The organism is Streptomyces sp. NPDC001156 (assembly GCF_053598275.1).
This window is the reverse complement of record NZ_JBSFJX010000004.1, coordinates 161,331-183,044: the sequence shown is the minus strand read 5'-3', so window position 1 is coordinate 183,044 and position 21,714 is coordinate 161,331. Positions and strand designations below refer to the sequence as shown.

The following is a 21,714-nucleotide window of genomic DNA, read 5'->3' as shown; positions in this document are numbered from 1 at the left end:
GCGCGATAGCCTCCCGCATGCCCATTCCATGGAAATCCGGCGCGGACGTCTTCGCGCAGATCTTGAGACAGCACGGGGTCGAGCCCGATGCCGTAGGCAACGTCGACGCCGCCTGGGATGCCTTCGTCGAGTTTCTTCAGATCGAGGTCGAGGGGATCGAGCAGCCCGAGAACGACGGTGACGGCTTCATCGTCGAATGGGGCAGGTGGAGTTGGAACGACGACCAGCCTTCGTTCTCCTTCGGGCGCCTGTTTGCGGTCAACGACGCCGACGACCGTGATGACCCCGACTGGCAGCCGGAGTACTGGAAAGTGGACCTGCAACTCATCTTCGCCGAGGAGCCGGCATGGGCAGATGTCGACAGCCTCGGGCACCAAGACACCGGGTTCGACCACGACGAGATCGGCGCGCCCAGGATCGCCGCGCTGAGAGAAGTGCGCCGGTTCATCGAGTCCTACCCCCAGCTGGCGGCCATGTGGCGAGCCGAGCCCATTCGCAGCGGCCTGACCCTTGAGCAAGTGGGGTAGCCGCCGCGCCCGGTACAGCACGGAAGTACAGCAACTGCAGCAACCGTCATCGCCCAGGATGGTCCTTCAGCGCCTTCAAAGCGACCGCTATGGCCCGCCACTGACCCATCCGCATGGAGCTACGGATCTGAAGACGCCCGTGCCCCATCCGTGCCCGATAGGGCGGGGAACCGCCCATGCCGCTGCAACCCGGACGGTCGAGCTCTGCTCGCCCCCCGAACCGCTGGAAGACAGCGTGAAAGGTGAACCGACGGCCATGCCCAGTCAGCACGAGTCAGCGGTTCCACTGAGCATCGGTTGTCGATCATCGACGGCCTGATCGCGCTGCCGTATCCCGGCAGGACAGCAGGCCGGGAAAAGACGGCCGGTGGAGTGGGCCCGGGTATCACGTGGCCGTGCTCCGGGAGAGCCAGGACTTCCGGGATGACCGGAGCGAGGAGATCGTCGAGTCGGCGGAGCGGGAACTGGAAGCCGATCTCGCCGTACTGGCCGCCACTCTGACCGGCCGCTGGGGCAGTCCCGAGCTGGTCGCACTGTCGCCGTACCTCGAGCTAGACACCCCCGATCCCGGCTTCACGACTCCCAAGCCGCTCGACTTCCTGTCCGGCGTCGCCGTCAACATGCACATGTGGCGTCTGCCGGATTCCGGCCGCCGGCTCGCGCTGGCGATCGGTCAGGCCGACCCGGAGTGGCCGTTCCAGCTGCTCGCCGCTGTCGGCGAGGCTTCCTCACTCGGGCGCTGACAGCCGGCCGGCAGCACTGCGCCGGGTCTCGGGGACCGGGCGGCTCAACCCGGGGGTTGACCGGGCGATCAACCCGAGGTCAACTCCCGGCCGACGTTCCGCGCCGTCTCGGACGGCACGCTCGAAGCCATGACGACCACTGACTAGCGCCCGGCGGTCAACGTCTCGGCATCGAGGTCGCGCGGGCATGAACGGCGTGAGGATGTAGTGCATACGTGATCATTTGCGAGCCTCGAACACTCGGCCGGGTTACACTCACGCCGGCGAACGGGCCCGTGGGGCGCAGCAGACGGGGGAGGCCGCTGTGGCGGTACAGGGAAAGAAGATCGCGCTGTACGGTGTCGTGGTCTTCGTGCTCTACTTGATCATCACGGACCCGGCCAAGGCCGCCGACTACGTCCAGATAGGGTTCGAGGGCATCTCGAACGCCGCCAAGGCCATCGGCCACTTCATGACCTGGCTCGCCAACGGGGCCAAGTGAGGCTTCCCGCGGCCGTGCGGCCACCGTCGTCGTCGCACCTGGAGCGCCCGTGATCCGGCATCTGGTCCTCTTCAAGCTCAACGAGGGCGTCCAGCGCGACGACCCGCAGGTCGTGGCGGGCGTACGCGCCTTCGAGGCGCTCGGCGACCAGATCGAGGAACTGCGGTTCTGGGAGTGCGCCTGGAACATCACCGACCGTCCCATCGCGTACGACTTCGCGATCAACTCGGCGGTGGACGACCCGGACGCGCTGCGGCGCTACCTCGAGCATCCGGCGCACCAGGCAGGCGTCGCGCTCTGGCGCGAGTTCGCCACTTGGGTGATCGCCGACTACGAAATCTGAGCGACACCGCCCGCCAATTCCGGGCGACACCGCCGCGGAGCCCCTCACCGGAAACGGTGGGGGGTTTCCTGCGTGATGTGCCCAACTCTCCCTCAACACGGAGTTATGGGGTGCTTGCACAGAGTGTCCATTTCTTGTGATGCTATGACCGCTTTTGACGGTGAATTTAAGGGATACGTAAACGGATGAAGAGGTGGCGTTGACCGTGTCGGCCAGTACCGCGCCGCCTCAGGACGAGGCTTCGGCCCCCGCTCCCGGCCGGCCCCAGGAGTCCGCCACGACCGATGCCCTCTCTCAGGAAACCCCTCCGTCCGACATCACCCCCAAGCGCCGAGGCGCCGACACCCGGGCCCTCACCCAGATGCTCTTCGCCGAGCTCAAGGACCTGGAGCCGGGTACGCCGGAGCACCACCGCGTGCGCGGGGCGCTCATCGAGGCGAACCTCCCGCTCGTGCGCTACGCCGCCGCCCGCTTCCGCTCCCGCAACGAGCCCATGGAGGACGTCGTCCAGGTCGGCACCATCGGCCTGATCAACGCGATCGACCGCTTCGACCCCGACCGCGGCGTGCAGTTCCCGACCTTCGCGATGCCGACCGTCGTCGGCGAGATCAAGCGCTACTTCCGCGACAACGTTCGCACGGTCCACGTGCCGCGCCGGCTGCACGAGCTGTGGGTGCAGGTCAACGGCGCGACGGAGGACCTGACGACGGCGTTCGGACGCTCCCCCACCACCGCCGAGATCGCCGAGCGACTGCGCATCACGGAGGAGGAGGTGACGAGCTGTATCGAGGCGGGCCGCTCGTACCACGCGACCTCACTGGAGGCCGCCCAGGAGGGGGACGGCCTGCCGGGCCTGCTCGACCGGCTCGGCTACGAGGACCCGGCACTCGACGGGGTCGAACACCGTGACCTCGTACGGCATCTGCTCGTCCAGTTGCCCGAACGGGAGCAGCGGATCCTGCTGCTCCGTTACTACAGCAATCTGACCCAGTCGCAGATCAGTGCCGAGCTGGGAGTCTCCCAGATGCATGTGTCAAGGCTCCTCGCCAGGAGTTTCGCGCGACTTAGATCCGCAAACAGGATCGACGCCTAGCTCGCACGAGCGAATCGCCCGCAAGGGCGCTTCCTGACAGTTCTGCGCCGAAAAACCCTCAGAACCCTTCCAAGCAGGGCGTATTCTCATCTCGCATATCGACATGTCACTACAGCGCGTTGCCGACATGTGACATTCTTCCGGGAGCGCGTTTGCCGCAGCCTCGCGGCCGGTATTCAGGTGGAGGCTGCGTTCCTCCGACGGGAGCGTCCGCCGCGACCGTCCCGCGACCCAAAGGGGGTGGCATGTCCGCAGACCAGGGCAGCTCGAAGGTGCTCACGCTCATGCAGAGCGACTCCGCGCCCGATGTGCTTCAGGACCTTCAGGCCCCGCAGGACCTCCCGGATGCCGAGACCCTTCCGGCCCCCGAGGTCCAGGACCTTCCGACGTCCGGAGCCATCGACACCCGCACCCTGTCCCGCTCCCTCTTCCTGCGGCTCGCCGCCCTCGACGAACACAGCCCCGAACGTGCCTACGTCCGGGACACGCTCATCGAGCTGAACCTCCCGCTCGTCCGGTACGCGGCCGCCCGCTTCCGCAGCCGCAACGAGCCGATGGAGGACATCGTCCAGGTCGGCACGATCGGGCTGATCAAGGCGATCGACCGCTTCGACTGCGAACGAGGCGTGGAGTTCCCGACGTTCGCGATGCCGACGGTCGTCGGCGAGATCAAGCGGTTCTTCCGGGACACGTCGTGGTCGGTGCGCGTACCGCGCCGCCTTCAGGAGCTGCGCCTGGCCCTCACCAAGGCCAGCGACGAGCTGTCGCAGAGGCTGGACCGCTCCCCGACCGTCACCGAACTGGCCGCCGTGCTGGGCGTGTCGGAGGAGGACGTGGTCGACGGCCTCGCCGTGGGCAACGCCTACACGGCCTCCTCGCTGGACTCCCCGGCGCCGGAGGACGACGGCGGCGAGGGCTCCCTGGCGGACCGCCTCGGCTACGAGGACTCGGCCCTCGAAGGCGTGGAGTACCGCGAGTCCCTCAAGCCGCTGCTGGCCAAGCTCCCGCCCCGCGAGCGGCGGATCATCATGCTGCGCTTCTTCGCGAACATGACGCAGTCGCAGATCGGCGAGGAGGTCGGCATCTCCCAGATGCATGTCTCCAGGCTGCTCACCCGCACGCTGGCGCAGCTGCGCGAGGGTCTCATCTCGGACTGAGTCGCAGTCGGCCCCTGGAACACCCCGCGGATTCACCGTCCGCCCCGGGGGCTTCCTAACTGACGGGGCGTCAGTCACACTGGCGCGATGCTGCAAGCGACGTGGTTGCGGGGCCGTCGAGGGGCCGTGATCGGTGCCTCGACGGCGGTCGTGTGCCTGGGCGGAGTGCTGGCCGCGTCCGCGGGTGGCGCGGGCGGCGAAGGCTATGTGGCGGTCGGACCGGCGGGCGACTCTCCTCGCGCCTCCGGTTCGGCGGTGGCGCCGACGGGCGATGTGACGCTGGTGCCGCTGGAGCGGGCCGGCAGTGAGAGGCGCGGGGCGAGCAGCGGTGCGTCCACCGCCTCCGGCCCCCCTGTTCCTGGCCCTGGTGCAGCCGGCACCGTTGCCCCGGGTTCAGCCGGCGCCCTCGGCCCGAGCGGTGGACCTGCGGGCGGGGACACCTCCGCTCACCCCGCCGAGCCCTCGCCCTACCCCGCTCCGGCGGGCACGGGTTCACCCTCGCCCACACCGACGGTCCCCCGCGCGACGCCGAGCGGACCGGCCGTGCTGAGCGTGGGAGAGACCGTACGGGAGACGACAGACCAACGCTGGTGCGAAAAGGTGACCGTCCCCTTCCGTAACACCGGTGGCAGCGCGGTGCGTTCGGGGACGGTGACCTTCGGCACGCACGTCATCGGAGCACTCGGGATCGACTGGGCGACGATCGAGTCCAAGGACGCGCTTCCCGCACCGATCGCCGCCGGGGCGTCGGTGAAGAAGACCTGGACGGTGTGCGTCGACGCATGGCGTGTACCGCTGGGCATGCACATCGAGACCCGGGACGTCTCCGTCCAGTGGAAGTAGGGCCCGGTCTGCCGTACCGCGGCAGCCGCGCCCCTGAAGCCGTACTACTTCAGCGCCAGCCAGGCCACTGCGGCGACGACCACCACGGCGACGACGACGCCGATGATCAGTCCGACGCGGGAACCCGAGGAGGCGGTCTCCTGCGGGCCGCCCTGCGGGGCCTCGTCGACGAAGGCACGGAACATCTGGGTGTTGCCCGCGGGGTCGTAGTTGCCCTGAGGGCCCTGGGTGTTAGCCATGGCCCCGGACCCTAGCGAATACGTGGGGTGCAGCCCAAGTGGGGGCCCGCGTCCCCACAGCTTTGCTCCGCCGTGAACACCCCACCCCCACACGCCTCAGAGTGCTCAGGCGTCACTCCACCAGCGAGTTTACGGTTGCCAATACTTGCCTTTGCCAAGTTTTTAGCTCTGTGACCCCGATTTAGTTTGCCTGCAGCAACCAATCTCCTTATGGTTGCCCTAAGCAACAACCTGGGAGGTGTGATGGCCGCGCGAGCGCAGTACGAGGAACTTGCGCGTCAGCTCAGCGCCATCGGCGCCGTGAAGAGGGACATGGGGCGCATCCTGCCGCACCACTGCTCGACCGGCTCCGCCGCCGTGCTGACTCTGCTGGGCCGCCATGGCGAGATGCGCATGAGCAAGCTCGCGGAACTGCTCGCCGTCGACATGTCGGTCACCAGCCGCCATGTCGCGCATGTCGTGGACCGCGGATGGATCGAGCGCCTTCCCGACCCCGCGGACAAACGCTCCCGTATCCTCCGCCTGACGGCGCCCGGCAAGGTCCAGCTCGACGAGCTGTCCCGCAGAGCCGCCGAAGTGCTGGCCGAACGGCTGAGCGACTGGTCGGACGACGACGTCGGCCGGCTCATCCAGCTGATGGGACGCCTGCGAGAGAGCTTCGACTGCCGCGCGGCCCCCCGGCTCACACAGTTCGCCCCCGCGGCGGAGATCGTTGCAGAACAGACCACCCGTACACCCGCATAACGAACGTAAGAAAAGGAAGCCCATGGCAACGACCACACCAGCCGGTGTGCGGGCCCACGCCAAGCACGGGGGAGGCTCCCCGGACGGCGCTCCGATGACGCACCGGCAGATCATGGAGGCGCTCTCCGGGCTGCTGCTCGGCATGTTCGTGGCGATCCTGTCGTCCACGATCGTCTCCAACGCGCTGCCGCACATCATCGGCGACCTCGGCGGCGGCCAGTCGGCCTACACCTGGGTCATCACGGCGTCCCTGCTGGCCATGACCGCGACCACCCCGCTGTGGGGCAAGCTCGCGGACCTGTTCAGCAAGAAGGCGCTCGTACAGATAGCCCTGATCGTCTACGTGCTCGGCTCGATGGCCGCGGGTCTGTCGCAGAACCCCGGCATGCTCATCGCCTGCCGTGTCGTCCAGGGCGTCGGCGTCGGCGGTCTGTCCGCTCTGGCACAGATCGTCATGGCCGCGATGATCTCCCCGCGTGAGCGCGGTCGTTACTCCGGCTACCTCGGTGCCACCTTCGCCGTCGCCACCGTCGGAGGCCCGCTGATCGGCGGTGTCATCACCGACACCTCGTGGCTCGGCTGGCGCTGGTGCTTCTACGTCGGTGTCCCCTTCGCGATCATCGCACTGATCGTGCTGCAGAAGACCCTGCACCTGCCCGTGGTCAAGCGGGACGTCAAGGTCGACTGGGCCGGCGCGTTCTTCGTCTCCGCCGCCGTCTCCCTGCTGCTGGTCTGGGTCACCTTCGCCGGTGACAAGTACGACTGGCTGTCCTGGCAGACCTACACGATGGTGGCCGGATCGATCGTCCTCGGCCTGATCTTCATCCTCGTCGAGTCCAAGGCCAGCGAGCCGATCATCCCGCTGCGTCTGTTCCGCAACCGCACCATCACCCTGTCGTCCCTCGCCTCGCTCTTCGTCGGCGTCGCGATGTTCACCGGCACCGTCTTCTTCGCCCAGTACTTCCAGCTGGCCCGGGACAAGTCCCCGACGCTGTCCGGTGTGCTGACCATCCCGATGATCGGCGGTCTGTTCGTCTCCTCCACCGTCTCCGGCCAGATCATCACCAAGACCGGCAAGTGGAAGGCCTGGCTGGTCACCGGCGGTCTGTTCGTCACGGCCGGTCTGGGTCTGCTGGGCACGATCCGCTACGACACGGCCTACTGGAAGGTGGCCGTCTTCATGGCGGTGATGGGTCTCGGCATCGGCATGATGATGCAGAACCTGGTGCTGTCGACGCAGAACCAGGTGGCGCCCACCGACCTCGGCTCGGCCAGCTCGACGGTCACCTTCTTCCGGTCCCTCGGCGGTGCGGTGGGCGTCTCCGCGCTCGGCGCGATCATGGCCCACCGGATCACCACCTACTTCACGGACGGACTCGCCGACCTCAGCCCGAAGTACGCGCGGCTGGCGGCCCACGCGAGCTCCGACGGCGCCATCCCGGACCTGGCCAAGCTGCCCCGGCCGCTGCGCACCCTGATGGAGAGCTCGTACGGCCACGCCATCGCGGACGTCTTCCTGATCGCGGCGTGCCTGGCGTTCCTGGCCTTCGTGATCACGCTGTTCATCAAGGAGGTCCCGCTGAAGACCAAGGGCGGTCTGGCGCAGGCCGCGGCCGCCGAGTCCGAGGCCGAGGAGGCCCCGGCTGCCGCGGCCCAGGCTGCCGCGCCCGTCGAGGAGCACGTCCCGAGCTGGGCGGTGTCGAGCACCGAGGCCGCTCCCGACGGCGCACAGAAGCTGGCCGCGGTCGCCACTCTGGCCCCGCCCACCTCCGCCGGTGAGGGCGGTGGCGTGCCGGTCCGCGGATTCGTCCGGGGCGCCGAGAGCGCACCGGTTCCGCAGGCGGCCGTCACGCTGATCTCCCTCGGGGGACGCCAGCTGGGCCGGTCGGTCGCACGGCCGGACGGTTCCTACGGGGTGGACGCCCCCGGCGCCGGCAGCTACGTCCTGATCGCCTCCGCCGACGGCTACCAGCCGCAGGCCTCGACGATCCTCGTGCACGAGGAACCGGTCTCCTACGACATCCTGCTCAGCGGCACCAGCGGTCTGAGCGGTGTCGTCCGGGCCACCGAGACCGGGCTGCCGGTCAAGGACGCGATGGTGATCGTCACGGACGTCCGGGGCGAGCTGCTTGCCACCGTGGCCACCGGTGAGCAGGGCGAGTTCTCGTTCGCCGACCTGGTGCCGGGCTCCGTTACCGTGGCGGTGAACGCCGCCGGCCACCGGCCGCGGGCCCTGCCCGTCGAGATCGGCGCCACCGGGGTCACCCGGCTCGAGGTCGACCTCGACTCCGGCGCCCGGGTCCAGGGCGTCGTGCGGGCCCCGCACGGGCCCCTGGCGGACGCCCGCGTGACGCTGGTGGACGCGGCGGGCAATGTGGTCGGCTCGGCCACGACGGGCACGGACGGGGCGTACGCCTTCACCGACCTGAACAGCGGCGAGTACACCGTCATCGCGACGGGCTACCCGCCGGCCGCGACGGCGGTGTCGGTGAGCGGCCGCGGCGTCGACGACCACGACATCGAACTGGCCCACCCGGGCGAGTAGGAGGACCCCGGCTCGTGGGGGCGCGCTCCGAGCGGAGGTGCCCCCACGGGTCGGGGTTTTTTGAGCCTTCTACGGGGATATTCAAGGATTTAGAGGGAGACCACACGATGGCACTGACCGCACGCATCCGTACGCGGGACGGATGGGCCGTGTCGCACGCGGTCGTCACCGTGACCGACATGACCGGCACGCAGGTGCTGCGTGCCGAGGCCGACGGGGACGGGGCCGTACGGGACGCGACCGCCCTGGCGCCCGGCGCGTACACCGTGATCGTGACCGCGGTCGGGTATGCACCCGTCGCTTCCAGCGCGATCGTCACGGCGAGCGGGCGGGCCGAGATCGGGACGGTGACACTGGCCCGTCAGGGCGGTACGGAACTGCCGCCGCCCGGACCGTGGACCATCGACCCGGCGCACTCCTCCGTCGGCGCGGTCGCCCAGCACCTGGGGATCTCCAGCGTGCACGGCCGTTTCACGGAGTTCTCCGGGCTCATCGAGATCGCCCCGGACGATGTGACGAAGTCCCGCGTCGAGGCCGTCATCCGCGCTGCGTCCATCGACACCGGCAACGGGATGCGCGACAACCACCTGCGGTCCGCCGACTTCCTGGACATCGAGAAGTACCCGGAGATCACCTACCGCTCGACGGGCCTGACGGCCGCCGGCGCCGACCGCTGGACGGTCCACGGCGAGCTGACCATGCGCGGTGTCGTACGTCGGGTGGACCTGGACCTCGCCTACCTCAGCACGGGGTCCGACCCGTGGGGCGGCACCCGGGCGGCCTTCCGTGCAACGGCGGAACTGCGCCGGGAGGACTTCGCGATGAACTACAACCAGGTGGTCCAGGCGGGCGTGGCTCTGGTCGGCACCACTCTCAAGGTCGAACTGGACATCCAGGCGGTGCAGGGCGACTCGCTGCCGCAGGCGTAGGCACAGCAGGGTCACCCTGAATCGCCGCGTCTGCCCCTAGGCTGCCCCCATGGCACCGAACATCGCGACGAACACCGCCGTATCGCTGGACGAACTGCTCGACTTCGTACGCCCCCGGCACCATGCCATCCTGCTGACCCGGCGCACCGACGGAGGCCCCCAGGGCTCGCCGCTGACCTGCGGGGTCGACGATGCCGGACGGGTCGTAGTCTCCACCTACCCCGAGCGCGCAAAGACCCGCAACGCCAAGCGCGACGAGCGGGTCAGCCTGATCGTGCTCAGCGACGACTGGAACGGGCCGTGGGTCCAGATCGACGGCACCGCCGAGGTCATCGACTCACCGGACTCCGTCGAGCCGCTCGTCGAGTACTACCGCAACATCGCGGGCGAGCACCCGAACTGGGACGAGTACCGGGAGGCGATGGTCAAGCAGGGCAAGTCGATCATCCGGGTCACCCCGGTGCGCTGGGGCCCGGTGGCGACGGGCGGCTTCCCGTCCCGCCTGGTGCAGTCGGAGGACTGACCACCGCGGCGGCCGTCAGGACCGGCCCCGGGCGACCATCGCCTCGATCCCCGCGATCAGCGTCTCCAGCGCGAAGGTGAAGTCCCGGTCGCGCATCTCCTCCACCGTGTCACCGCCGCGGGCCTCCATGAGGTCCGCGGACCGGCGCACCACCTCACCGAGTTCCGGACTCTCCGTCACCGCGCTCATCGCCTGGTGGAAGTACTCGTCCTGGCTCGTGCCGGCCGCCGCGCAGCGGTCGATGAAATGGCCCTCGATCGTGCCGAACCCGTACACGAACTGGAAGACCGCCGAGATGGCGCCCGTCCGGCCGTGCGCGGGCAGCCCGGTCCGCCGGATGACCCGCTGCACGGCGAGCGAGAAGGCGACGGAGTGCGGGCCGATGTTGAGGAACCGCCCGGCGAGCGGCGAGAGCCAGGGATGGCGGACCAGCAGCGCCCGGTACTCGGTGGCGAGCCCCCGCAGCTGCTCGCGCCAGTCCTCGTCCGAGTCCGCGGCCGGCAATCGCACCTCTCCGAAGGCCGCGTCCAGCGCCAGCTCCAGCAGGTCGTCCTTGGTGTCCACGTACCAGTAGACCGACATCGCCGTCACGTCGAGTTCCGCGGCGAGCCGGCGCATGGAGAACTTCGCGAGTCCCTCCGCGTCCAGCAGCCGGACGGTCGCGTCGGTGATCCGGTCGCGGTCCAGGCCGGACGGCTGACCGCCGCCTCGCGTCCCGCCGCCCCTGGGTGCCTTGCCGTCCAGCCAGACGCTGGCACGCGCCGGACGTCCCGCCTGCCGGGCTGCCTTCACCATGGCGCACCTTCCTCGAGACTCCGACCGCTGATCACGATGCTAGGCGCCCCGGCCCCGGCAGGTACCCGGGGAACGGCGCGGCCGGCCCCGAACGGGGCGGCCCGACGACCACTTCGCCCACCGAGCTGCCGGGCGACACCATCTTCGAGTCTGCCCGCTCCACCCCCGGCACACCGTCTTCGCGACGAACGACACAGGGGCGGTGGCCCGGGCGAGCGCGCCCGGACGCCCGCCCCTGGGACGCGAACCGTCAGCCGTTCGTTTTCTGCGTGAGGTCGTAGAAGGTGGCCGAACCGGCCGTCACCTTCTTGAAGTTCTTCTCCACCCACGAGCTGATCTGCGAGGCGACATCCGAGCCGCCGTTGCTGCCGCCGCGACCGCCGAAGCCGCCCCCGGCGATGAAGTAGTGGATCCTGCCCTCCGTCACGTACTTCTGGAACTGGGCGAGCGTCGGAGACGGGTCGCTGCCGTTGAAGCCGCCGATCGCCATCACCGCGTCGCCGGTGGCGAGTTGGTAGCTCGCGGCGTTCTGCGAGCCGATGGACGCGGCGACCCAGGTGTACTTCCCGGCGTCCTTCGTCAGCAGCTTCTTGGCCGCGGAGCCGACGTTCGCGCCGTTGAGCAGTCCGCCGACACCGCCTGCTCCGCCCATGCCGCCCTCGCCCGCCCGGCCGCCGCCGGGGAAGCCGCCCTGCTGGTTGCCCTGCTGGTTCTGGCCGTTCTGGCCGTTCTGGCCCGGCATCCCACCGCCGGGGAACCGGCCGGTGCCGCCGCCGGGGAAGCCGCCGCCCGGGAGGCCCTGCGTGTTGCCGTTGCTGTTCTGCTGGTTCTGGCCGGGTGCGCCGCCGCCGAAGCCGCCGGCCGTACCACCGCCGAAACCGCCGCGCATGCCGCCGCGGCCGGGGCCGCCGCGACCGCCCATCATGCTCGCGCCCGCCGGGCCGGCCGTGACGATCGAACCGGAGTGGCCCTGGTTCACCGTGGTAAGCGTGTACGCCGTCGGACCCGCGACCGACGCCACCAGGCTCAGGCCCACCGAGGCGAGGGCGAGTAGCCGGCCGAGCCGGGTCACGAAGATCAGACCGAGGGCGCCGGCCAGACCACCGATGAGAACGAGCCACTTCAGCCAGGGCAGGTAGTCCGGCGTGCGGTTGAGGAGCGTGTAACCCCAGGCTGCGGTCGCGGTGACGGTGGCCGCGAGCGTGAGCGACGCCCACGTCCTCGACCGCTCCTCCCACAGGACCGTGACGCCCATGCCGACCAGGGCGGCGATATAGGGGGCCAGGGCCACCGTGTAGTACTGGTGGAAAATGCCCGCCATATAGCTGAAGACGATCACGGTCATCAGCAGCGAGCCGCCCCAGGCGAGGAACGAGCCGCGGACCAGATCCGTGCGCTGCGCCTTCCTGGTCAGTACGAGGCCCGCCACCAGCAGGATCAGCGCGCCCGGCAGTAGCCAGGAGATCTGGCTGCCGAGCTCCGAGTTGAACATCCGGTTCCAGCCGGTGGTGCCCCACTGTCCGCCGCCGGCGCCCCCCATGCCGCCGACGCTGCCGGTCTCGTCTCCGTTGATGCGGCCGAACCCGTTGTAGCCGAAGGTCAGTTCAAGGAAGGAGTTGTTCTGCGAGCCGCCGATGTAGGGACGCGAGGACGCGGGCCACAGCTCGACGATCGCGACCCACCAGCCGCCCGAGACGACCATCGCGACGGTCGCGAGCCCCAGCTGTACGAGCCGCTTCCTCAGCCTCACGGGCGCGCAGACGCCGTACACCACCGCCAGCGCCGGCAGGATCAGAAAGGCCTGGAGGGTCTTCGTCAGGAAGGCGAAGCCGACCGCCACCCCCGCCCACACCAGCCACTTGGTGCGGCCGTCCTCCAGGCCCCGGACGACGAAGTAGACGGTGAGCGCCATCAGCAGCGCGAGCAGTGCGTCCGGGTTGTTGAACCGGAACATCAGCGCCGCGACAGGGGTCAGCGCGAGCACGGCGCCCGCGATCAGGCCGGCCGCGGGGCTGAACCGGCGCCGCACGGCCGCGTAGACCACGGCGACCGTGAGGACGCCCATGACGGCCTCGGGGACGAGGATCGCCCACGAGTTCAGGCCGAAGATCCGCACCGAGAGCGCCATCGGCCACAGCGCGGCCGGAGGCTTGTCGACGGTGATCGCGTTGCCCGCGTCCAGCGAGCCGAAGAAGAACGCCTTCCAGGATGTGCTGCCCGCCTGGACCGCAGCCGAGTAGAAGGAGTTGGCGTACCCGGAGGCGCTCAGGTCGTACAGGTACAGCAGCGCGGTGGCGAGCAGCAGACCAAGAAAAGCGGGGCGTACCCAGCGCGGGTCCTCGGGCCGGCCGCGCCGGATTCCGCGCGCGAACGGCTGCTCGGGTTCACCGGAGCCGGGAGCGGGCGCCGACGGTACGGCGGGCTCCTGCGGGGGAGCGGCCTGGGGTGGTCCCCAGGAGTGGTGGCCCGCCCCCGACTGGTGGGTCGACTGTTCGTAATGGGTGGTCATCGGTACTCCCTCGGGTCGGTGTCCTGCGGGTGCACCGGCTGCAGCGGCGTGGTCGCGTTCCCCCAGGTGGTGTCGTCCGCGGCGGCACCGGCGCGGAACCGGGTCGTGTCGTACGCGGACTGCGGCGGCGCGGTCCGCCGGGGCAGCGGCGCATGCTGCTCGTAGGGCTCGTACAGCTGCCGGTGCGGCCCGCCGTGCTGGGTCGCCGTCGTGCAGCGGGTGGGCGAGGACGGTTCCTGAGCGACGACGGACCGTGCGGTCGCCGGGCAGTCCTCGCGCTGGTCCGGGAACACCCAGGCCCTGAACAGCAGGAAGCGCAGCACCGTCGCCGCGAGGTTGGCGGCGATCAGCACTGCCAGCTCCGTGGAGTGCGCGGGGTCGGCCGTCGCCACGTTCAGGGCGGCGAGCGAACCACTGGTGAGGACGAGGCCGATCCCGAAGACCACCAGGCCCTGCGCCTGGTGGCGGACCGCACCCCGACGGCCGCGGATCCCGAAGGTGAGCCTGCGGTTGGCCGCCGTGTTGGCGAGCGCCGAGACCAGCAGGGCGAGCGCGTTGGCGATCTGCGAGCCCGAGAACTGCCGGAAGAGGCTGTAAAGCACCAGGTAGAACAGGGTGGACAGGCCGCCCACCACGCAGAAGCCCACCAGTTGGCGGGCCAGGCCCCGCGGCACGTCCGTGATGTCTCGGTCACGCGGATCGTCGCCGAAGGGCCGGACGAGCCGGTCCAGCGGAAGCGAACCGGTGGCCAGTGCCTTGCCGATGCGCCACACGCCCTTGAGGTCCTCGGTGGCGGTCTTCACGATGTGCACCGTGGAGTCGGGGTCGTCGACCCAGTCCACCGGCACCTCGTGGATGCGCAGTCCGGCGCGCTCGGCGAGCACCAGCATCTCGGTGTCGAAGAACCAGCCGGTGTCCTCGACCAGCGGCAGCAGCGCCTGGGCCACATCCCGGCGGATCGCCTTGAATCCGCACTGGGCGTCCGAGAAGCGGGCCTGCAGCGAGCCACGCAGGATCAGGTTGTAGGCCCGGCTGATGAACTCGCGCTTGGGACCGCGCACGACGCGGGAGGTACGGGCCAGCCGGGATCCGATCGCCAGATCGGAGTGACCCGAGATGAGCGGCGCCACCAACGGCAGCAGCGCGTTGAGGTCGGTGGACAGGTCCACGTCCATATAGGCAAGGACCGGGGCGTCAGAGGCGGACCAGACGGTGCGCAACGCGCGGCCGCGACCCTTCTGCTCCAACCGGAAGGACCTCACCCCGGCGATCTCCGCCTCCAGCCGCGCGGCCACCAGGGGGGTGGCGTCCGTGGACGCGTTGTCCGCGATCGTGATCCGGAACGCGTACGGGAAGGTGCGCTCGAGGTGATCGTGCAGTCTGAGCACACATGGCCGAAGGTCCTTCTCCTCGTTGTAGACGGGGATCACTACGTCCAGGACAGGCGTACCGGCGTCGCCGGCCGGGAGGTGCTCCCGCGCCGGCAGGGTGCCGGGAGAAGAGTCGGTTCGCATGGCACCGACTCTTCTCAAGCGCCCTGTCGCACCCATGTGGTGGTGCTGTGGTGCGCCTGTGAGTGCCGCTGCCGGCTTGTTTCGGGCGCGGGCGAGGGCACGTAGGGGCTGAGCGCCGGCAGATGCAGGGTGAATACCGTCCGGCCGGGCGCGCTGTCGACGGTCACCGCGCCGCCGTGCGCCGTCGCGACGGCCTGCACGATGGCGAGGCCCAGGCCGGTCGAGCCGGTGGCCCTGGAGCGTGCCGAGTCACCGCGCGCGAACCGTTCGAAGACGTGCGGCAGCAGATCCGGCGGGATGCCCTGGCCGTCGTCCTGGACGTCCACGCACAGCCACGCACCGCGTCGTTGCACACGTGCGACGACGGTCGTACCGGGCGGGGTGTGGGTGCGCGCGTTGGCGAGCAGATTGACGAGCGCCTGCTGCAGCCGTGCCGCGTCCGCCGACACGAGCGCGGGCTCGTCGGGCAGTTCCAGCCGCCAGTTGTGGTCACGTCCGGCCGCGCGTGCGTCGCTGATGGTATCCACGACGAGCGGTACGAGGTCGGTCCGCTCGAACTGGAGGGGGCGGCCCGCGTCCAGCCGGGCGAGCAGCAGCAGGTCCTCGACGAGCAGGGTCATACGCCCGGCCTCGGACTCGATCCTCTGCAGGGCGTGCCGGGTGTCGGGCCCGGCCTCCTCGCGTCCCCGCCGGGTCAGCTCGGCGTACCCGCGGATCGAGGCGAGCGGCGTGCGCAGCTCATGACTGGCGTCCGCGACGAACTGCCTGACCCGCGTCTCGCTCTGCTGCCGTGCGTGCAGGGCGCCATGGACGTGGTCCAGCATGCGGTTGAGCGCCGCCCCGACCTGCCCGACCTCGGTGTGCGGATCGGTCTCGGACTCCGGCACCCGTTCGTCGAGGGTCACCTCACCGCTGTGCAGCGGCAGTTCGGACACCCGGGTGGCGGTCACGGCGACCTTGCGCAGGGGGCGCAGCGCGATCCCGACCAGTACGGATCCGGCGATCCCGGCGGCGACGAGCCCGGCGGCGGTGACGCTGACCTCGACGACGATGAGGGTGTTGATGGTGTTGGTGACGGACCGGGTGGGCAGGGCGACATAGAAGGTGCCTCGGCCGCCGGTGACGTACTTGACGCGGTACTCGCCGAGCCCCGGGAGCGTGACGGTGTGCAGCTTGTCGTCTCGGGGGACGGAGGTGAGCGCGGTGGTCTGCGCCCCGGACAGCAGGACGGCGTTCATCCGCTCGAAGCCGCCGCTGTCGGAGGAGACGGCCTTGGCGATGACCGCCTTGGTGACCGCGCCACTGGAGTCGACCTCGGCGGCGACCGTGTCGAGCTGGGTCGGGCCCCTGGTGACGAACTCGCTCAGCCTGTCCTGCCCCGAGGCGCTGCCGGAGCCGGCCGCCGACAGGTCGCCGTACCGGTTGCCCGGGTCAGGACTGCCGTTGCCCAGGCCTGCTAGCTTCCCTGGCGGGCCGGAGACCCGCGTGCCGGTGTCGGCCACCTGCCCGTCCAACTGCCCGTACAGGTGCTGACCCAGCGCGATGGTCGTCACGGTGCCGATCACGGCGCACACCACGGCGATCAGACTGACCGCCGAGACGACGAGCCGCGTTCGCAGTGTGCGCGGCTGTCGTCCTCGCTGCTTCTGCGTACGCGGCCGTCGCCGACTGCTCATGACGCCGCTGGCTTGATCAGATAGCCGGCTCCGCGCCTGGTGTGGATCATCGGCTCGCGTCCCGCGTCGATCTTCCGCCGCAGATAGGAGATGTACAGCTCGACGACATTGGCCTGGCCGCCGAAGTCGTACGACCACACGCGGTCGAGGATCTGCGCCTTGCTGAGCACGCGCCGTGGGTTGCGCATCAGGAAGCGCAGCAGTTCGAACTCGGTGGCCGTGAGATGGATGCTCTCACCGGCCCGCCACACCTCGTGGCTGTCCTCGTCGAGGGTGAGGTCACCGACGACCAGCACCGAGTCGGAACGGCGGTCGGCGGCACCGGCCCGCCGGATCAGCCCGCGCAGCCGGGCCACGACCTCTTCGAGGCTGAACGGCTTGGTGACGTAGTCGTCGCCACCGGCGGTCAGACCCGCGATCCGGTCCTCGACGGCGTCCTTGGCGGTCAGGAAGAGCACGGGCACGTCCGGCAGTTCGCGCCGCAGCCGCCCCAGCACGGCCAGGCCGTCCATGTCCGGGAGCATCATGTCCAGGACGACGGCGTCAGGCCGGAACTCGCGCGCGGTCTGCATGGCGCCGTGTCCGTCCCCCGCGCTGCGGATCTGCCAGCCTTCGTAGCGGAGGGCCATGGACAGCAGTTCGGTGATGGACAGCTCGTCGTCCACCACCAGCACTCGGACGGGGCTCCCGTCCGGCCTCAGCAGTTCGGTGCGCCCCTGGGGCGAGGTCGTGGTCATGATGGACACGATGTCCGGACCCTCTGAGAGCGCCCTTTCACGAATCTGTGATTTCCCTGAGAAACGCACAGACGTCTTTCAGGGAACTCCTGGGAAGATCGCGAAGCGGCCTGGTTTCCGGGGTCCGTGACCCGGCCCGGGCACAGAGATGAGACGCGGATGAGCGGGCGTCGTCGTGAGTCCCCTGTGAGCGCTCTGGGTTGACGGGGACTCAGGCAGGGGGTTGCCCGGGACGTCGATGCGCCGCCCGATGCGCCGCCCGAGCCTGCCGGAGCATCTCGAGGGCCTCCGCGAGGCCGGACCCGGTGTGGCCCGGCGCGTGGCTCACTCCGGCGCCCGCCGGAACGTGTGGCTGCGCTCGGCCCTGGCCACGTGCAGCGTGTACGACTCGTACCAGTGCGCGCGCCCGTGCTCCTGGGCCGCGCGGTGCTCCAGATCGCTCCGCCGCTCCTCGACGGCGCCAGGTCCCGGAAGTACCAGACGGTGATCGAGAGCCCGCCCGGGGTATGCGCATGTCCTGCGGCGAGGCCCTCAGAACAGACCGTCCTGCACCTCCGCCTCCCCCATCTTCCGCACCGGCACGGTGACTTCGTCGCGCGTGGCGGCCGTCAGCTCCCAGCCCGTCATCAGCCGCGTGTCCAGCACGAGAACCCCGCGTCCCGTCAGCAGGTGAAGATCGGGTCCGGCGGCGGCCAGTACCTCTCCGCTCAGCACCCCGTCGGCCACGAGCTCGCTCACCACGCCGTTCGCACGGGGCAGCCCGTCGAGGCCGAACACCGCACTGTGGTCGACGGCCCGGAACGGCGCCCGCTCCAGCGACTCCGGCCAGCCATCGAGTGTCACCGCCCGCGCGTGCAGCTCCGCCAACTCGGCGACCCGCTCCCCGGCCGGGGGCAGCGCGGCCCGCACGGCCCGCTTGCCGGCGTACGGAATCCGGTCCGGCACCCGGAGCGCAGCCCTCAGCAGCTCCTCCGCGCGCCGAGCCGCCATCAGCGGCCCGCGCCCCAGCCAGCTGAAGGAGACCGCTCCTTGCTCAAGAAGCCGCGCCGAACCGCGCTCGGCCGCGGTGATCCCGACCTTGACCAGACCGGGCCCGAACCAGGCGAGATACACCCGGTAAGGCCGCGGATCGTCGGCGACGGTATCGGCGGCGACGGAATGCGCCCGGTCGAGGCGAGCGCACTCCTCGCACCGCGCCCCCGTACTGCGCCCGGACACCTCGGCCCGCACCGGACATGCGTGGCCGCGGGCGCCCACACACGTCCGCACGCCCCCGCCCACGACCGCGAAGGCCACCCGCTTTCCGCGCCCGACACCACTGCGCCGCCCGCCTTCCCATCCGAGCACGGGCCCGTCCTCACCCCACCGCAGCCCCGTGCATCTCCACACCTGAGTCATCACTCTCGACAGTAGGGGCCACCACTGACAACGCACGGGGGCGTGAGGCCCCGGCAGTGGCCCGCGCCGTCCCAGCCGGGGAGCTCATGGACGGCGTCAGCCGAGGGAAACGGCCTGCCCCTCGGCGGTGATGCGGATTTAGAGTAAGACGATCGACTGCTCTGACGGATGAGTCGGGAGCGGTGCTCAAGGGGAAGGGCTGGGGGGCGTCTCATGTCCGAGGTTCTGCACTGGCGTATCCGAAGACCTGCCGAAGTGGGGTTGTGCGGCGCGTTGTTGGCTGCCTCGGTGCTGGTCGCGCCCGTCGCGACAGCGTCGGGCGGGGAGCCCGCCGCAGGGCGAACCGTGGGAGTGGTTTCCGACGTGACGAACACGGTGGACCACCGAGCGTCGAACGCCGAGTTGGGGGACGGCGGACGCGTCGAACTCGTCGGTGGTCACGACATCCACGTCACGAAGCAGCCGAGGGGCGTCGCGGGTCAAGCGGCCCGCTATGCCTTCGGCGCCATGAACGGGACGGTGACCGTACGGCCGGCCGGGCCGCACACGGCAGACCGTAGGGCCGCGAACCTCGCGCTGACCTCGGCGGGTGCCGACGCCACGCGCACGCCCGCCACGCGGAGCGGTCCCACCGCGCTGAGCGCCGCCACGTCGACGTACCCGGTGAAGCTGAGCATCACGAACGCCGACGTCACGAGCAAGTACTTCTATGTCTGGAACCGCAAGACCTGGGCGGCATACCTGGTCAACAGCGACGCCACCGGTCCCACGGCGACCGTGAAGCTGCCGCCGGGTGACTACTTCTCGGTGGCTCTGCACATGGACTGGCGACAGCCGAGCTATCTCCTCACCCGTACCTTCACGGTCGGATCGGCCGCCACGACTGTCACCTTCGACCAGCGTGCAGCCAAGGAGGCCGGGATCCGGTCCGACGACACCACCGCCACGCGGCTGGACTCGTCCGTGTGGATCCGCGTCCCGGGCGGTGACCTGGCGGGTTTCGCCGGCGGAGGCGCCGACAAGGTGTACGTCACCCCGTTCTCGATGCCGGGCGTCGCGCTGCGCATCCACGAGGTGCTCGGGAAGAAGGGCGCCTCGGCAAGCGTGCCGAGCCCCTACCGCTACGACCTCACGCACAGCTTCACCAGCACGGTGCCGACCTCGCCCGTCGCCACGGTTCGTACCTCGGCGCTGGCAAAAACCATCACGCAGGTCGACGCACCCGGCACCCGCACGACCGCGACCCTGGAGACGGTCCCGGATTTCGGCGAGTGGACAGGTGTGTTCCTCGGCAGCTCGGTGCCGGTGGCAGGCTCCCTCACCGAGTACGTCACCCCCGGCGTCAGCTACGCTCGGTTGCTGGACTACGGCACCGGTGATCTGAACCTGATCCTGACCGACCGCGCCCTGCCTGCAGGGGCCAGCGCGGGCGAGGTCCTGGGCGCGGCTCCGCTGCAGCCGGTGCACGGGTCATCGCGCGGCTCGCAGTGGTACAGCGGCAGGGCTTCGCTGAACGAGGGACACACCTTCAGCGACACCGCGGGCCACACGGGCCACGACTTCCGAGCTACGTACTCGTACAAGCTGACCGGCTCCGACGGCGTGACCTACGCCCAGGCGTCGGGTCTCGACTCGTCCCACTCTCTGATGTCGTCGACTGTGCCGACGTCACCGCAGACCTACGCCCTCGACCAGACCGTGCACCGCCATGTCCCCTACTCCCGGCTGTCCACGGACGTACACAACCAGTGGACGTTCCGGTCGGGCTACGCCAGCGGCAAAGAACTCCCGCTGATCGACACCGATTTGAAGGTCTCCGGGCTCGACGCGATGGGACGTGCGGCCGCCGGGCCGGTCCGGATCGACGCGAGCGCCACCACCCGCGCCACGGACGCGGTCCAGGCGAACACCAGAATCACGGGCCTGGCGTACTCCACGGACGACGGCACCACGTGGACCGATCTCCCCGTCGCGGCCGACGGCTCGGCGACGCTGGACGTCCCTGCCGCCGCCTCCTTCATCACCCTGCGCGTCACCGCCGTCGACGACCAGGGCGGCAGCCTCAGCCGCACCATCGAGCGGGCGTTCGCTGGGCCGGCCCCGCAGAGCGACGAGACCGCGGGCTCCACCCGCATCTCGAACATCGTCGTGAACGGCGGCAAACCGGCCGAACTCACCGACCAGCCGCTCCAGAACTTCACGGCGAAGTTCACCGCCACCGACCCCTCGGGGATCGCGCGCGGGGACATGTACCTCTACCGGGGTTCCTACGACGCTCCAGACGCCGTCCTCTACAGCCCGTGGCCGGGAGCGTGCACCAAGGTCAATGCGACCACGTCCACCTGCCAGGTGTCCTTCGCCTACATCGAGCCGCGCTGGACCCTCGGCCGCAACTCCCTTGCCGGCTCCTGGAAGGTCGCGGCCTGGGCCGAGTCCGCGGACGGCACAGGACGCATCGACCTGCACGCAGCCGCCACGCAGTCCCTGCTGCGTGACACGACCCTGTCGGCCAACGCGTCCCCCGAGCCGGTGACCAAGGGCAAGACGCTCACCGTCACCGGCAAGCTCTCCATCGTGGACTGGGAGACGCTCGGCGGCTATCACGGGAACCCCCGCCAGAAAGTGCAGCTCCAGTTCCGCAAGAAGGGATCGTCCACGTACACGACCGTCAAGACGGTCACGACGGACAGCTCCGGAAACCTGAAGACCACGGCGAAGGCATCCGTGGACGGCTACTGGCGCTACAGCTACGGGGGCACCTCCACCACGGCTCCCGTCAACGCCGGCGGCGACTTCGTCGACGTCCGCTGACGTCACGACCGCGTAAGGCCCCGGCCTCACGGGCCGGGGCCTCGCCGTCACTGGAGTGCCGCCGGGTTCACAGCCCTCGAGCCCGTTCAGCGGGGCTCCGGGGCCGT

19 protein-coding genes are annotated in these 21,714 nt (G+C 70.0%); 12 read left to right on the top strand and 7 right to left on the bottom strand.

Annotated features, from left to right (window positions below; genetic code table 11):
• Positions 1-17 precede the first annotated feature (17 nt).
• From ACWDA7_RS04055 to ACWDA7_RS04025, 7 genes are all read left to right on the top strand, one after another.
• Positions 18-527 (top strand): hypothetical protein, encoded by a 510-nt coding sequence (locus ACWDA7_RS04055; RefSeq protein ID WP_450602636.1) that lies wholly within the window; start codon positions 18-20, stop codon positions 525-527.
• A 395-nt stretch (positions 528-922) separates the two neighbouring features.
• Positions 923-1,270 carry a hypothetical protein gene (locus ACWDA7_RS04050; protein WP_450602635.1) on the top strand — a complete coding sequence of 116 codons (348 nt, stop codon included), beginning with the start codon at positions 923-925 and terminating at the stop codon, positions 1,268-1,270.
• A 304-nt stretch (positions 1,271-1,574) separates the two neighbouring features.
• Positions 1,575-1,751 (top strand): hypothetical protein, encoded by a 177-nt coding sequence (locus ACWDA7_RS04045; RefSeq protein ID WP_450602634.1) that lies wholly within the window; start codon positions 1,575-1,577, stop codon positions 1,749-1,751.
• Between the two features lie 49 nt (positions 1,752-1,800).
• Positions 1,801-2,094 (top strand): Dabb family protein, encoded by a 294-nt coding sequence (locus tag ACWDA7_RS04040; RefSeq protein ID WP_359404828.1) that lies wholly within the window; start codon positions 1,801-1,803, stop codon positions 2,092-2,094.
• Positions 2,095-2,293: 199 nt separating this feature from the next.
• Positions 2,294-3,187, top strand: a complete 894-nt coding sequence (locus ACWDA7_RS04035; RefSeq protein ID WP_450602648.1) for an RNA polymerase sigma factor SigF — start codon at positions 2,294-2,296, stop codon at positions 3,185-3,187.
• Between the two features lie 245 nt (positions 3,188-3,432).
• Positions 3,433-4,344 (top strand): RNA polymerase sigma factor SigF, encoded by a 912-nt coding sequence (locus tag ACWDA7_RS04030; protein WP_359404825.1) that lies wholly within the window; start codon positions 3,433-3,435, stop codon positions 4,342-4,344.
• An 87-nt stretch (positions 4,345-4,431) separates the two neighbouring features.
• Positions 4,432-5,187 carry a hypothetical protein gene (locus tag ACWDA7_RS04025; RefSeq protein ID WP_450602633.1) on the top strand — a complete coding sequence of 252 codons (756 nt, stop codon included), beginning with the start codon at positions 4,432-4,434 and terminating at the stop codon, positions 5,185-5,187.
• Between the two features lie 44 nt (positions 5,188-5,231).
• Here ACWDA7_RS04025 and ACWDA7_RS04020 read toward each other — a convergent pair whose 3' ends face one another.
• Complete coding sequence (locus ACWDA7_RS04020; RefSeq protein WP_360990757.1) at positions 5,232-5,426, bottom strand: hypothetical protein; 195 nt, start codon at positions 5,424-5,426, stop codon at positions 5,232-5,234.
• Positions 5,427-5,669: 243 nt separating this feature from the next.
• On the opposite strand from ACWDA7_RS04020, the gene ACWDA7_RS04015 reads away from it, so the two are divergent.
• The 4 genes from ACWDA7_RS04015 (at position 5,670) to ACWDA7_RS04000 (ending at position 10,167) form a co-directional block, all read left to right on the top strand.
• Positions 5,670-6,170, top strand: a complete 501-nt coding sequence (locus ACWDA7_RS04015; protein ID WP_450602632.1) for a MarR family winged helix-turn-helix transcriptional regulator — start codon at positions 5,670-5,672, stop codon at positions 6,168-6,170.
• 22 nt (positions 6,171-6,192) lie between these two features.
• Positions 6,193-8,715 (top strand): MFS transporter, encoded by a 2,523-nt coding sequence (locus ACWDA7_RS04010; protein ID WP_450602631.1) that lies wholly within the window; start codon positions 6,193-6,195, stop codon positions 8,713-8,715.
• Positions 8,716-8,822: 107 nt separating this feature from the next.
• The gene (locus tag ACWDA7_RS04005; protein WP_450602630.1) at positions 8,823-9,644 is read left to right on the top strand and encodes a YceI family protein; all 822 of its coding nucleotides are present in this window, start codon (positions 8,823-8,825) and stop codon (positions 9,642-9,644) included.
• A gap of 49 nt (positions 9,645-9,693) precedes the next feature.
• Entirely contained in the window at positions 9,694-10,167 is a 474-nt protein-coding gene (locus tag ACWDA7_RS04000) for a PPOX class F420-dependent oxidoreductase (protein WP_450602629.1), read from the top strand.
• A 15-nt stretch (positions 10,168-10,182) separates the two neighbouring features.
• Here the strand turns inward: ACWDA7_RS04000 and ACWDA7_RS03995 are convergent, their stop codons facing one another.
• The 6 genes from ACWDA7_RS03995 to ACWDA7_RS03970 form a co-directional block, all read right to left on the bottom strand.
• Positions 10,183-10,962: a TetR/AcrR family transcriptional regulator gene (locus ACWDA7_RS03995; protein WP_450602628.1), complete on the bottom strand. Its 780-nt coding sequence runs from the start codon at positions 10,960-10,962 to the stop codon at positions 10,183-10,185.
• 250 nt (positions 10,963-11,212) lie between these two features.
• On the bottom strand, positions 11,213-13,471 hold the full coding sequence (locus ACWDA7_RS03990) for a glycosyltransferase family 39 protein (protein ID WP_450602627.1): 2,259 nt from the start codon (positions 13,469-13,471) through the stop codon (positions 11,213-11,215).
• Entirely contained in the window at positions 13,468-14,985 is a 1,518-nt protein-coding gene (locus ACWDA7_RS03985) for a glycosyltransferase (RefSeq protein WP_450602626.1), read from the bottom strand. Before ACWDA7_RS03985 ends, ACWDA7_RS03990 begins: the two co-directional genes overlap by 4 nt.
• Before the next feature lie 14 nt (positions 14,986-14,999).
• The gene (locus ACWDA7_RS03980; RefSeq protein ID WP_450602625.1) at positions 15,000-16,661 is read right to left on the bottom strand and encodes a sensor histidine kinase; all 1,662 of its coding nucleotides are present in this window, start codon (positions 16,659-16,661) and stop codon (positions 15,000-15,002) included.
• Positions 16,658-17,398, bottom strand: coding sequence for a response regulator (locus tag ACWDA7_RS03975; protein WP_433131552.1), 741 nt, complete (start codon positions 17,396-17,398; stop codon positions 16,658-16,660). Before ACWDA7_RS03975 ends, ACWDA7_RS03980 begins: the two co-directional genes overlap by 4 nt.
• A gap of 531 nt (positions 17,399-17,929) precedes the next feature.
• Positions 17,930-18,796 (bottom strand): DUF2797 domain-containing protein, encoded by an 867-nt coding sequence (locus ACWDA7_RS03970; RefSeq protein ID WP_450602624.1) that lies wholly within the window; start codon positions 18,794-18,796, stop codon positions 17,930-17,932.
• A gap of 363 nt (positions 18,797-19,159) precedes the next feature.
• Here ACWDA7_RS03970 and ACWDA7_RS03965 point away from each other — a divergent pair, with 363 nt between their 5' ends.
• Entirely contained in the window at positions 19,160-21,607 is a 2,448-nt protein-coding gene (locus tag ACWDA7_RS03965) for a hypothetical protein (protein ID WP_450602623.1), read from the top strand.
• Positions 21,608-21,714 lie beyond the last annotated feature (107 nt).

Excerpts from the sequence above, each read along its gene's own strand:
- ACWDA7_RS03990 (WP_450602627.1), bottom strand. The coding sequence starts at position 13,471 with ATGACCACCCATTACGAACAGTCGACCCACCAGTCGGGGGCGGGCCAC.
- ACWDA7_RS04000 (WP_450602629.1), top strand. The coding sequence starts at position 9,694 with ATGGCACCGAACATCGCGACGAACACCGCCGTATCGCTGGACGAACTG.
- ACWDA7_RS04030 (WP_359404825.1), top strand. The coding sequence starts at position 3,433 with ATGTCCGCAGACCAGGGCAGCTCGAAGGTGCTCACGCTCATGCAGAGC.
- ACWDA7_RS04020 (WP_360990757.1), bottom strand. The coding sequence starts at position 5,426 with ATGGCTAACACCCAGGGCCCTCAGGGCAACTACGACCCCGCGGGCAAC.
- ACWDA7_RS03985 (WP_450602626.1), bottom strand. The coding sequence starts at position 14,985 with ATGCGAACCGACTCTTCTCCCGGCACCCTGCCGGCGCGGGAGCACCTC.
- ACWDA7_RS03980 (WP_450602625.1), bottom strand. The coding sequence starts at position 16,661 with ATGAGCAGTCGGCGACGGCCGCGTACGCAGAAGCAGCGAGGACGACAG.
- ACWDA7_RS04025 (WP_450602633.1), top strand. The coding sequence starts at position 4,432 with ATGCTGCAAGCGACGTGGTTGCGGGGCCGTCGAGGGGCCGTGATCGGT.
- ACWDA7_RS04005 (WP_450602630.1), top strand. The coding sequence starts at position 8,823 with ATGGCACTGACCGCACGCATCCGTACGCGGGACGGATGGGCCGTGTCG.
- ACWDA7_RS03975 (WP_433131552.1), bottom strand. The coding sequence starts at position 17,398 with ATGACCACGACCTCGCCCCAGGGGCGCACCGAACTGCTGAGGCCGGAC.
- ACWDA7_RS03995 (WP_450602628.1), bottom strand. The coding sequence starts at position 10,962 with ATGGTGAAGGCAGCCCGGCAGGCGGGACGTCCGGCGCGTGCCAGCGTC.
- ACWDA7_RS03970 (WP_450602624.1), bottom strand. The coding sequence starts at position 18,796 with ATGACTCAGGTGTGGAGATGCACGGGGCTGCGGTGGGGTGAGGACGGG.
- ACWDA7_RS04015 (WP_450602632.1), top strand. The coding sequence starts at position 5,670 with ATGGCCGCGCGAGCGCAGTACGAGGAACTTGCGCGTCAGCTCAGCGCC.
- ACWDA7_RS04010 (WP_450602631.1), top strand. The coding sequence starts at position 6,193 with ATGGCAACGACCACACCAGCCGGTGTGCGGGCCCACGCCAAGCACGGG.
- ACWDA7_RS04055 (WP_450602636.1), top strand. The coding sequence starts at position 18 with ATGCCCATTCCATGGAAATCCGGCGCGGACGTCTTCGCGCAGATCTTG.